Raw genomic sequence first — 12,263 nt, forward strand, 5'->3', positions numbered from 1 at the left:
ACATGCGCTGGCGTCCCAACTTTGAGGCGCTGGAAATTGCAGGCTGGGGTGTGGGGATTGCTGCCTCACTGGCGGTCAATGCCGCATTCAATATGCCTGCGGTTCCTTGTTATTTGGCTGTTGCGGTACAAGCGGCCTATGCGGCTCGTTCCGTACCTTCCGCATGGGATATTTACAAGCATAAGAGCCGGTTAAAGCGAAAGCCTAACGTTCTGAAAATGGAGTTGGAATCCGTTATTGATGTCATGATGAAATTCCCCGACAGCTACCTGCTGGGGTATGGTTTTGAATGGGGTCAACCTGAAGGTCAGTTAGCCTCCGAACTCATCAAGCGCGACATCAAAAAGTTCGTTAGCAAGGTGCCAGAAAACTTCATGGGTTTGGGTTGGATCCATGCGCTTGGTGAAAAGCAACAATGGATACGAGTCGCTGAAGATCTGCTGTCATTGCATACCCTGGTGACCGGTACAACCGGTTCAGGTAAAACAACATACTATAAGTTACTCATCCTTCAGGCAGCACTGAAGAAACAACCGCTCATTCTCATCGACCCGAAAAACGATGAAGAGTTGGCTGACTGGATGGAAATGTGTCTGCGTTTGGTGAACCGCGAAGATAAATTCAACTACATGTCGCTGGCGCACCCGGAGAAATCCGCGCGCATTTCTCCGATCACCAACTACACTCGTGCAGGTGAAGTAGCTAACCGTATTACATCCGTTATCCAGCGTGCCGATGGCACCAGTGACCCGTTCGTATCGTTCGGTATCATGTCCTTAACCACAGTCGTAGAACTGATGAAAATCTGCGAATTGAAACCCACGCTCAAGAACGTGAAAACCCAGTTGGGGTCGGATGTATCATCTCTGGCTGATCTCATCATCAAATCAGTGACCAAAATTGGCCGTCAGGTGCTCGGTGAAGATGACTTTGACCGTATTTTCGCCATGCGCATGGATCGTTATGCAAACAAAGCGAAGGGGCCAAAGGAAATCGCTGATATTTGCGCCGAAATTTACCGCAACGACATCAAAGCAAACCGCAGCTTCCCAAGCATTGAAGCAGGGCTGGATATGCTCGGCCACCAGCGTGAGCACTTCCAGAAGATGATCCTCAACGTGATGCCTATCCTCAGCCAGCTGACTCAGGGTTTCATGGCTGAATTACTATCCCCGGACAGTGACGATGAATCCCAGTTGAATGACTTCCGCCCTATCTCCAACGTGCGCGACATCATCACAACCGGAGGCATGCTGTACATGGGGCTAGACTCCTTAGCGGATGCAGAAACTGGTTCGGCGGTGGGCTCTATCTTCTTGTCAGACATCACCAGTGTGTCAGCGGACGTGTACAACTTTATGAAACCACGCGGGGATGACCTGGCCCCAGTGATGGTTCTTATCGACGAAGCTGCTGAGGTCATTAACGATCAAGTGATCAAGATGTTGAACAAAACCCGTGGCGCGGGCTTCCGCCTATTTATTTCATCTCAGTCCACCAGCGACTTTGAGGCGCGCCTGGGGTCTGAAGCCAAGATGAAACAAATCGTCACCAACACCAACCACTTTACTGCGTTGCGTACCCCCGATCCTGATGCGCAAGAGGCCGTCATGAAGCGTGTACCAATGACCAAGTTCAAGTATGTCATGCGCGGGCATGGCTCCAGTGCTGGTGCTGACCCTGAAATGATCTCTGGTTCGGTCAGTGAACGCATTATGGAAGAAGAAGGCGAGTTGTTCCCTTCTCCGTTGCTGGGCTGGTTACCAAACCTTGAATTTATGGCAATTAACCAGGCGAACAAAATCGTCAAAGGTAAAGTGCCCATCATTATGTCACCGAAGGGAGATAAGGCCTTCAACCAGGCCAGTAAGAAAGCCCTGAAGTTCCTCAAACTGTACGAGAAGAAAGTTCGGGGTGAGAAGTCGCGTATTCGTGTTGGGGGTAAAAAGTCATGATCAAAATGAAAACCTATTTTTTACGTAAAGAAGATTGCAACGCGTATGACAGCTTAACGCTGGTGTGGCCGTGTGTTGAGCCTATTACGCAATCACTCATCTCCTTACTGCCTAGCACCCTGACTAAGGGGCTGGTGGCCGATGCGGTGCAGTCCTCGGTGATGGCATATAACCAACAGGTTGATTGCCCTCTAAATGACTGGGAACGCCTGGCGGTTTATTTCATTACGTTGGCTAATTTCGTCACCGAGCACCTTGGCGGAAAAATAGGGTTCAACGAGCTGGCAACTACAAGTCAGTTACCCCGCAGGCTGAATAGCGAGCTCATTAATGCGGTGGCGGATAAACTCGCATTAAGGATCTTACATGCTTGACCAATTAACCGAAGAGAAATGGCCCCAGACGATAAAGATGATTATCATCTTCAGTACGGCAATACTGTTCGTCATTTCCATGTTTTTCCCGGCCTCGTATTTTTACGAGAACGTGAAAAAAGAAGTTGCCTGGGGCCAGCGATTGATCGGCGATACGGATTTCACACCAGTGATCTCGGACGTCAACAAAAACTACCGTTCATTCTTTGTAAATACTGGAGTGGATGGCTTCTTGCGTGACTTCTATGAGCTCGATTCATCCGATATGGCAAATCAAGGTGGTCCACTTTTCCTTTTCGCTTCCATCTTCCGAAACATGGCCGAAAACCTGAATTACTGGTTTTATATGATCGTGTATCGATTGACCCTGAATATATACTGGCTTCCGTACATGCTTGTGGTCACACTTCCCTCTCTCTTTGCTGGGATCATGCGCTGGAACGCTAAGCGATACACGTTTGCCTATTCGTCACCGTTTCTTAACCGCCGCAGCATGGTGCTGATTGGTTGGGGGATTTACAGTATTTTGCTGTCACTGTTTGTCCCTCTGCCAGTACCGCCGATGATTGGTGCCCTCATCATGATTGTGATGATCCCAATAGGCAGTTCGTTGCTCATCAGTAACCTTCCAAAACGCATCTAAATTCCTCCCCCGAAAAGCACCGCGTTTTGCGGTGCTTTTCATTATCAGCGCCAAAACCGGAATGGTAAATTATCCCCCGAGGTGAACTATGAATGAACTGAAGCACGTCTATCTGTCCGGACTCTTGTGTATTGCCTTTTCAGTCTGTCTGGGCGCGGGTGTTCTGCTTACTGATAAGTCTGAGCAGATCCACGAGTTGAATGCGGTCCTCCACAAGTCCAGCTACTTAACCGACCGGGACAAGATGGACCGTGAAATGGCTGAAGTATTGTTGCCACGGCTACAAGCCCAGCAGGAAGAAATGAAAAAACGCGGGGCAATAAAGAAACCTGACATGGTTTACGTCCCTGAACAATTACAGCAATCCCGAGGTTATTAATGGCTAAGCGTACAGGTTTGAAAAGCGTCATTTATGGCATTCCATTGGCTGTCATGATCGCCACTTCGGGGTTCGTCGCCTACACGTTGGATAAACAAACGCGCCTGCTTAACGACTTGGCCGTTGTCGCTGATATGCAGCGCAATGTCATCAGTAATCGGGGGGATTTGGAAGCAGCGTTCGACCGTTATATTGCGGCCTCTGGGCTAAAAGTCAACGAACAGTCTAAAGGGGCAAATTCGATTGGCTTCAGTACCGGTAAAAAACCGTCTGAGTCTTACGCGCCGTCTACAGATAGTGAGCGTATTTACGGCAATCCTGACGCACAGTTTTACGTCATTGAGTATTCCGATTTTGAATGCCCGTACTGCAAAACCCATTTCCCGCAAATGATGGATCTGGTGGATTCCTCGTCCGGCAATATCGCGATGGTGTTCAAGCACGTTCCGGTACACGGCCAGGCATCACGCACCGAATCTCTCGCCTCTGAATGTGCCGCAGAGCAAGGTGGAAATCCGGCATTTTATAAGATGGCACGGGCTATTTTTGCGGATACCCGCTCCGACGGTCACGGTATGGCAACGCCATTGGACAAATTGGCTGAAAACAATGGGCTGGATGGGCAGCGCATTATTGAGTGCGTTAACGCCGCTCGCCCAAGCGCAAAAATTGCGGAAGATGTGAAAGAGGCCGCGCGACTCAATATTCAACAAACGCCTGCAAACATCGTGGTGTACGGCGATAAATCGGCAATGGTGCAAGGCTCGGTCAACGGGACAGGCCTGATGCAAATGATGGCGCAATTGGCCCAAGGGGGTGAGAAGTAAAAGAGTCCGGGCATTGTGTTAAAGCACCCGAAGGGGTTCGGGTATTTCGATTCATAATTGGGGGTAAGAATGAGTGAGCCAGTCCACATCTCGCATTCTGTCGATGATCCGCCGAAGTTCTTCTTCTGGAGCGTTGATGAAGCGATGCCATTTTTCGTTTTCCTGGGTATCGGGGTCTTTACGGGCCGTATCTTTACGATGTCACTCATCGGCATCGTGATCACTCGGTTCTATGGCAGCTTTCTGCAAAAGGCGTCAGAAAAATACTTTCTGCATCTGTGTTACTGGAAGTTCGGTGTTTCTTTCGGGAAAAGCACCATTGTACCTAACGCATTCGACCGGGAATTTATTGTATGAAGAGCAAAGATTTTAAAAAGGGTTTGCTGAACATGAAAGGCGAAAACACCACGCTGAAACTGGTGTTGGTTGTTTCGATTATCTGCATCGGCATTCTCTCCAGCACATTAATGAACCGTTCACAGATCGTGACCATTGTTCCACCCAACCTGACCGAAACCACTTGGTTAGATGAAAAGACGGCCGGACAGCCTTACATGCAGGCATGGGCTATCTATTTGGCTAACTCTATGGGTAACGCAACACCTGAGTCAGTGGACATGCTGAAGAAATCTATCGGCCCATTCCTGGATGCGGGTATTTACACGCAAGTCATGAAGCGCATTGATGACCAGATTGACCAGATTAAGCGTGATCGTATCAGTCTGAGCTTTACACCGACTCGCGTATACCACGACCCCAAAGCCCCTGGCACCTACTTCGTAGAAGGCAGTCAAGGTCTTGAAGGGATCGCCGGTAACCCTATCGTGAAGCCCGTTACGTTCCAAATGACAATTGATGTGAAAGGTTACCGACCTGTGCTGACCTTTATCAACATCAAGCAAGGTAAAGCCGAATTGCCGAGCGACAAAAAAGGCGACAAATAAATCCAGGGAACACTGTCCCGTAAATTTCGTCACCCGCCTCGTGCGGGTTATAACCACATTGAGCGCTTTTACGATGACGTAAAAGCTAGGTAAACAAAGTGAGCAGCATTAACAAAACCGTCGCGGTAACTTCCTGTGTATTGCGTCTGTCACTGTTCGGGGGAACAAATGTTGAATAGTAAACACGTTAAAATATTGGCGCTGATGATTGCGTCAATCACCGCCGGGCCATCCATTGCGAATGGCCTTGACGTTAATAGCAATACACTGTCAGTCGATAACGGCGTCGTACTCCAGCGTTCTGGGGACTCTGCATCTGAAGAGCCTGTTGTCGTTGCATCGAAAAAAGGTAATCACACAGCAACTGCGGGCGCATCAACCAATGCCAGTTCCAGTGATAATCCTGCCGTAGACGGCATTAACGTCCAACCGGTCCCTAACGCCATTGTTCAGCCTGTCCGATTAACTGATGATGTCATCCCTTCTCGCCAGGATCTGATTGTAGAGCCCGGCGTAAATACCCTGATCCCGATTTCTCTCGGCCAGCTTAACCGTATCGTGACGCCGTTCGAGAGACCAACAGTGCAGCGCTTGCAACTGACTGACGTAAAAGTCAGCGTACAAGGCAATGTGATCTATGTTTCAACGACCTCAACCAATCCGGTCGCACTGTATATCAGCGAAAAAGGTGACGAAAGTGTCGCGCTGTCTTTGTCTCTGGTTCCGCAAAAGATTGCACCAGTACAAGCTTCGTTAATGCTTTCGCGTAAAGTCGGTAATGCTCCGGCCGGAGCGGGGCATGCGCAGTCAGCAGGGGTGATGTACGGCGGTAACGAAGCCAAAGCTCGTAAATGGGAGCAGAAAGACAACTACGTCGAAACGATCCGAAACATTCTTCGGGCTGTTGCGTTGGGCGATATTCCTCCTGGCTATGCAATGGGCAATTTAGGCTCTGGTCATAGCATTCCAAACTGTAACTTCAGCACAGGTACAGCGCAGGACAATATCAAATACAGCTTTGCTGGCGGCCAATATATTCAGGGCAGTCAGTTCAGTGTCATCGTGGGCGTTGCGCAGAATACCGGCGCTTCTACCATCACGGTAGACGAGTCACTTTGCACTCACCCTAACCTCGCCGCGCGCGCACTCTGGAGCCGGAACACGCTCCAGCCGGGCCAAAAGACTGAAGCCTACTTTGTCATTCGCAATCAGTCACAGCAGGCACAGGTTGATGATTATGTACGTCCTAAATTAGCGGAGTAATAAAAAGATGAGTAAATTGAAAGAACGCTGGGACACGCTGGACGCCAAGAAAAAACGTCTTTTTGTGTTGGGGGGTACGTTTGTTGTACTGATCCCAGCTATCCTCCTGCTGATGCCTGAATCGCGCACACCTGCGGCGCGCGGGCCATCAGAGCAAGTTATTTCCAGTGTATTGACTGACACTGACACCCAGGGGGTTAGCCAGAACGCGATCGCTGCTCGCCTGCGCGCTTTAGGGGAAGCGATTGAAAAGCAAAACTCAAACATCACGGATTTGAAAAAATCCATTAACGTTGACGAAATCAACAAGCGCCTGATCGCCATTGAGCAACAACAACGCACCGACCGTATTGAACAAGAAAAGCTGAAAAAACGTGTTGCTGAAGGCTCTACCGTATTGCCTTACTCCAAATCAGTTCGGTCAAAAGACGTCTACAGCGGCGATAATAATGCTAAGCAAGGTGTAGAGAAGTTAACGTCGGACAGTGTTCACGAAAACCTGAATAACGACGGCACGCTCCAACGAGTGTACGAAAACACCCAGCAGCCGAACCCCGCTGATTTTGCTGCGGATAAAGACGCCAAAGGTAAAGACGGTAAGGCGGCACCACAAGCAACGCCGGATATTATCTCTGTGCATGAGGACATAAAAGAGGTCGCTGCCGCTGATCCTGATGATGATCCAGCATTCCAAACCTACCTCCCAGCGACCTCAATCCTGAGTGGTGTCTTCATTTCAGGTATGGATGCACCGACGTCACAGAACGCTCGCAAAGACCCCTACCCAGCGCTTATCCGCATCAAGAAAGACGCCATCCTGCCGAACCGCTTCCGTGCGGACGTGCGTGAGTGTGGCATGTTGGCCGCTGGATTTGGCGAGCTGTCGTCCGAACGCGGCTACTTCCGCTCTGAGGTGATCACCTGCATTCGTGATGATGGTGCTGTATTTGAATCTCCACTCGATGCGTATGCAGTGGGGGAAGATGGTAAGGCTGGTGTACGTGGTCGTCTGGTTACCAAGCAAGGTCAATACCTGGCGAAAGCCTTGACCGCAGGCTTTTTACAGGCTGCGTCATCGTTGTTTAGCGTCCAGAACATTCCGACTATCAACGTTACCCGCGATAACAACAGCGGTAAGAAAAACAACACGCCTTATGAGCAAGTGATGAGCAGCGAAGCCCTTCAAGGTGCTGCTATCGCTGGTGTTGGTGGAGCATTAGAACGCTTGGCCGATTTCTACATGAACATGGCCGGTGATCTGTTCCCTGTTATCGAAATCGATCCGGGTCGCAGTGTCGATTTTATCGTTCAAAAAGGTGTAACGCTGAAATTTACCCGCGTCAAGCCTAATGGCAAAGCAACGCCTACCACTTTCAATTCTAACGGGACTCACTAATTATGTGGAAAAAACGTCTTTTAGCAATCTGTGTCGCAGTAACTGGTCTGGCCGCATTGTCTGGTTGTTCGCTGGTGGATGGGAATTCAGAATACGGCTGTAAAGGTATGCCCAATGCTGTCACTTGTATGAACATCCGCGACATCCACCAGCTGACCGATGGTGATGACTACCAAGATCGCATTGATGCGGTGTCGGAACAACAGCTGTCTGGTAAACCAGTAGATCTGAAGCGAAACAGTGTTGCAGGTACCGCCGGGGCTGGTGGTGTGGCAACTGGTGGTCGTTATGTACCTGTCCCTGCTGCTACCGCAAACCCTCAGCCAATCCGTACTCAGGCACAGGTAATGCGTGTGTTGGTTGACCCTTATGAATCCGCAGACGGTGATCTGAACGTCCCTGGCTATGTGTACACCGAAATTGAACCTCGCCGCTGGGAAGTTGGCGCGTCACATGCATCGACCCGGAGTGCTGTTATTCGACCAATGAGCACGCCTCCAGTGGCGGCACAAGCCCCTCAAACACCGAGCAAATAATGCTCCAATTGAAATTAATGCAAACTGAATGATTTGATATTCCCCCTCAAATACAGTCAGTTGTGTTATAAAAGCCGCCTAGTGCGGCTTTCTTTCATTTAGGGTCTCATTGCTATTTATAAGGATTGTGATTAAAATTACAGACGCATGGTAACCATACCGCATTTTGCCAATGCTGACATTCGATGTGTGACTTACCCCTCGCATTGGATAAACCCCACTCAGACATATTGGTAAATGGATTCATGCGCAAGGCCGTTCCCCCTCGAACGGCCTTACCTTTTTCTAATCCTGCAAAAATCCCCCTTAAAGAGAACGCTGTTTTTTGACCTCGTTTTGCTGGCCTTTTCGCTGTTAATCCGCCTTTTCACCATTGAAAATGTAGCCTCATTCACAGGAGCACTCCAATGACGCTACGCAAGAAAGTATTATCCCTGATTCTGTCCGCCAGCTTCGCCGCTTCCGCTTTTGCCGGTGCAGATGTGAACGCTGATACTGTGTTTAACAACAAAGCCTTCATGAACGCGCCGAAGGAAAGCAAAGACGTCAAGCGCTTCGTTGTGCCAACCAACGGCATTATCGCGCTGGAAGTTGACGGCAAAGTCAACCTGCTGTCGTCAAATGGCCGGTACCTGTTCAAAGGCACCATGTACGACACTTGGGCCAAGAAAGACCTGACCACACTTGATGAGATCACCAAGTATGCCAGCATCATTCCGATCAAAGAGCTGAAACTGAACATCGCTGATCTTCAACCTGCCGTTTGGGGCGACGGACCTAAAAAAGTCATTCTATTCACTGACCCGAACTGCGTGCATTGTGCCGCAGCCCTTAATCAGCTGGCTGACCTAGACCCGCACGAATACACCGTTAACGTTCTGTCCCTGGGTGCCCTCGGCGAGCCAAGCCAAATCCGTAACAAAGAGCTGTACTGTGCTTCAGATCGCTACCGTGCCGACCGCGCTATTATCGCGCATGAAAAAACCAAATTTGACCAGGTTAAAGACTGTGATATGCAGGCATTGGCACGCCGCACAATCACCGCTCAGGTGTTAGGCGTCAGTATGGTGCCATTCATCATTCGAGACGACGGTGCTTTCAGCATCGGCGCACCAAAACAAGGTCTGAAAGCCTTCCTGGCTGGTCAATAAGTTCTTCTTTCTGTGGGGTTAGAATGAGCGAATCAATCATCATACAGCGTTTGAAGTCTATCAAACGCTTCTCAGATGTGTGCCCGGTTCGGGCATACGATGAGAAAAACCACATTTTCCTATGTGACAATAAATATATCGGTTTCGGCTTCCTTTGCCGTCCCTTATCCGGTACCAGCGGTAAAGAGATGCAGCAATTACAAACATTGCTGTCCTCAAATTTCCCGGCGAAAACCATTGTGCAGTTCGACCTGATTGCCAGCCCGAATATCGTTGGCAAAATTAACCAGATGGACGTTCTGCGCATGGACTGTGATGACGAAGTATTGCGCGATGCAATCTACAACCGTTCTAAATTTCTGCTTCACAGCACCGACTATCCTATGAAGGGTACGGGTACCCGTGTCCGCAACTGTTTGTTGCTGATCACGGTGAAGGTGCCGGTGAAAAACGAATACGACATGCGAGAAGAAGAATTCAACCTGATTTCTGAATTCCGCAACACGTTTGACACCACGCTGGGGATCATGGGCTTGTGCCCTGCTACACTGACGCGCGACCGTTACATCGATGTGCTTTCTTCCATTTTAAATCAGGGGGAAACTGCTTCGTGGCGTGACCGTAATCCGCTACAAGTGCAAGACGATTTGATGATCTCTGAGCAACTGGTTGACCCTGACCGAGAGTTCTTCATTCGCAATAAATACTGTGCCTTCGGCAATCCAGAAGACGAAGACCAGCGAGGTGAGCGTCACACAGGCACAACATTTGTGCGCACATTAAGCGCCAAAAAACTACCTAAGCGGTTTTTCCCTGGGCAAGCTCAATATTTCCTCGGCGATATGATGAGCGGCGCTACTGGTATTAAATCGTCCTGCATTATCTCCATGAGCATGATCTTCTTCGACCAGCAAAACGCGAAGACCAAGTTCACGCAAAAGCGTAACTGGATCGTGCAGCAAACCGATGGGCCAATGGTGAAATGGATCCCATCGTTGAAAACTATCCGAGAAGGTTACGACCTGCTGAGTGACAAGCTGGACAACGGCGAGCCAATTTGTAAAGCCAAATTCACAGTGACTATCTTCTCAAACTCCAAAGACGGTGTATTCCGTGCTAGCCAGGAAGCGGCCAGCTACCTCAACACCTATCAATTCAAAATGATCCCGGATAGCTACTTTGTTGCGCCTATTTTCCTCTCGTCCCTGCCTATGTTCAACGAGGCTGGTGCTGAGAAATCAATGGGCCGTTACCGCACGCTGGCACTGAGTGAAGCTTTGGTTATCTCACCACTTTACGCTGACTGGCAAGGTACCAGTAACCCGGCGTTAATGCTGACTTCCCGATCGGGGCAGGTGCAGATGCTCGACCTGTTCGACTCTGATACAAACTACAACGCCTGTATTGCGGCAGAGTCCGGTTCTGGTAAGTCGTTCTTAACCAACTACATTATTACCGCTTATCGCAGTCTGGGAGCGAAGGTGTGGTGTATCGACGTAGGGGACTCGTACAAAAACATTTGTGAGACCTACAACGGGGACTACCTGGACTTCCATCCGGATAAGAAGCCATGTCTCAACTTCTTTGAACTGATTGAAGACTACTTCGGTGAAAACCCGGATAACGAAGACGGCGGTGAAGAAGACCTGATTATCGGTCTCCTATCTGTGATGGCTGCGCCTAAGGCTGGTCTGAACGACTTCGAAGAAGCTCGTATGAAAGAACACGTTGCCAATCTCGTTCGCAAGCACGGTAAAGAGACTACCGTTGATATGGTTGCGGAATCACTTCTGGCGGATGAAGAGAACGACATTAAACGTTTGGGGCACCAATTGTACCCATTCACCAGCCGGGGTCAGTACGGCAAGTTCTTCGTAGGCAAAAACAACATTGACTTCCGTAACCCGTTTACGGTTCTGGAACTGTCGCGCCTGGAAAGCTCTGAGCACCTGAAGCAGGTTGTGCTGTTACAGCTGATTTACCAAATCCAGCAAGACATGTTTATGGGCGATCGCGGCCAGATGAAAATCGTGGTTATCGATGAAGCCTGGGCTTTACTCAAAGGAAACATCGGCGCGTTCATTGAAAAAGGTTACCGCCGCTTCCGTAAATACAACGGCGCTGCCATTACGATCACGCAATCCATTAACGATATTTACAAAGATAGCGTCGGAAAATCTATCGCCGACAACTCTGCGTTTATGCTGTTACTGGGTCAGAGTGAATCTGCGATCAACGAAGCTCAGCACCACCAGCGCTTAGCACTGGATGATGCAGGGTACCGTTTCTTGAAAACGGTGCGTTCAAGCCGAGGGGTTTACTCCGAAATTTACGTTATCTCCAAATCCGGTCAGGGGATTAGCCGGTTGATTGTGGATCCGTTCTCCATGCTGCTGTACTCGACAGCGCCGGATGACGTGGCAGCTATCAGAAAACGTAAAGCACAGGGCATGTCCACCCAGGATGCCATCAATTCAATTCTTGAAGAACGACAACGAGGTATAGCCGCATGATTAAGACCGCAGCTGTTTCATTACTCTGCGGGTTTCTGGGAGCCGCCCTTTATGGGCGGTTCGTCCCTCCCGCTGCACCAACTGACTACATTGCTGTGGTTAGTTATACCGGGGCAAATGGAAAGGTTCTCAGCGACCCTCAAATCAAACTGGTTCATGCGCGCGCCGAGGCAATGGCGAAAGCTGGCTACATGGTCCTCAATGAGTCCGCTCTATACAAATATCCTGCCTATATGCAGATCCCGCAAACAGTTTCTTCGTCAGGCAACTAACCGGGGGTAT

The 12,263-nt window shown here is 49.6% G+C and carries 13 protein-coding genes; all 13 read left to right on the forward strand.

Features of this window, described 5'->3' with window-relative positions; genetic code table 11:
- The first annotated feature begins 2 nt into the window (after window positions 1-2).
- The gene (gene traD / locus LG402_RS21525) at window positions 3-1,955 is read left to right on the forward strand and encodes a conjugative transfer system coupling protein TraD (protein WP_226617175.1); all 1,953 of its coding nucleotides are present in this window, start codon (window positions 3-5) and stop codon (window positions 1,953-1,955) included.
- Window positions 1,952-2,329: a hypothetical protein gene (locus LG402_RS21530; RefSeq protein WP_052219382.1), complete on the forward strand. Its 378-nt coding sequence runs from the start codon at window positions 1,952-1,954 to the stop codon at window positions 2,327-2,329. Before traD ends, LG402_RS21530 begins: the two co-directional genes overlap by 4 nt.
- The gene (locus tag LG402_RS21535; protein WP_042847258.1) at window positions 2,322-2,972 is read left to right on the forward strand and encodes a DUF4400 domain-containing protein; all 651 of its coding nucleotides are present in this window, start codon (window positions 2,322-2,324) and stop codon (window positions 2,970-2,972) included. Before LG402_RS21530 ends, LG402_RS21535 begins: the two co-directional genes overlap by 8 nt.
- Window positions 2,973-3,060: 88 nt before the next feature.
- Window positions 3,061-3,351: a hypothetical protein gene (locus tag LG402_RS21540; protein ID WP_191901258.1), complete on the forward strand. Its 291-nt coding sequence runs from the start codon at window positions 3,061-3,063 to the stop codon at window positions 3,349-3,351.
- Window positions 3,351-4,178 (forward strand): DsbA family protein, encoded by an 828-nt coding sequence (locus LG402_RS21545; RefSeq protein WP_042847254.1) that lies wholly within the window; start codon window positions 3,351-3,353, stop codon window positions 4,176-4,178. Before LG402_RS21540 ends, LG402_RS21545 begins: the two co-directional genes overlap by 1 nt.
- Before the next feature lie 69 nt (window positions 4,179-4,247).
- The gene (gene traL / locus LG402_RS21550) at window positions 4,248-4,535 is read left to right on the forward strand and encodes a type IV conjugative transfer system protein TraL (protein WP_042847251.1); all 288 of its coding nucleotides are present in this window, start codon (window positions 4,248-4,250) and stop codon (window positions 4,533-4,535) included.
- Window positions 4,532-5,122, forward strand: a complete 591-nt coding sequence (locus LG402_RS21555) for a TraE/TraK family type IV conjugative transfer system protein (protein ID WP_052219381.1) — start codon at window positions 4,532-4,534, stop codon at window positions 5,120-5,122. The genes traL and LG402_RS21555 overlap by 4 nt, the downstream gene beginning before the upstream one ends.
- 168 nt (window positions 5,123-5,290) lie before the next feature.
- Complete coding sequence (locus tag LG402_RS21560; protein WP_191901259.1) at window positions 5,291-6,385, forward strand: type-F conjugative transfer system secretin TraK; 1,095 nt, start codon at window positions 5,291-5,293, stop codon at window positions 6,383-6,385.
- A gap of 7 nt (window positions 6,386-6,392) precedes the next feature.
- Window positions 6,393-7,781, forward strand: coding sequence for a TrbI/VirB10 family protein (locus LG402_RS21565; RefSeq protein WP_052219380.1), 1,389 nt, complete (start codon window positions 6,393-6,395; stop codon window positions 7,779-7,781).
- Window positions 7,782-7,783: 2 nt separating this feature from the next.
- Window positions 7,784-8,317, forward strand: coding sequence for a type IV conjugative transfer system lipoprotein TraV (gene traV, locus LG402_RS21570; protein ID WP_042847246.1), 534 nt, complete (start codon window positions 7,784-7,786; stop codon window positions 8,315-8,317).
- 407 nt (window positions 8,318-8,724) lie between these two features.
- Complete coding sequence (locus tag LG402_RS21575) at window positions 8,725-9,468, forward strand: DsbC family protein (RefSeq protein ID WP_042847243.1); 744 nt, start codon at window positions 8,725-8,727, stop codon at window positions 9,466-9,468.
- A gap of 23 nt (window positions 9,469-9,491) precedes the next feature.
- A complete protein-coding gene (gene traC / locus LG402_RS21580; protein WP_042847241.1) occupies window positions 9,492-11,981 on the forward strand; it encodes a type IV secretion system protein TraC in 2,490 nt (829 codons plus the stop codon).
- A complete protein-coding gene (locus LG402_RS21585; RefSeq protein WP_042847240.1) occupies window positions 11,978-12,253 on the forward strand; it encodes a hypothetical protein in 276 nt (91 codons plus the stop codon). The genes traC and LG402_RS21585 overlap by 4 nt, the downstream gene beginning before the upstream one ends.
- Window positions 12,254-12,263 lie beyond the last annotated feature (10 nt).

This window comes from Proteus sp. NMG38-2, from assembly GCF_020640995.1.
Classification (GTDB): domain Bacteria; phylum Pseudomonadota; class Gammaproteobacteria; order Enterobacterales; family Enterobacteriaceae; genus Proteus.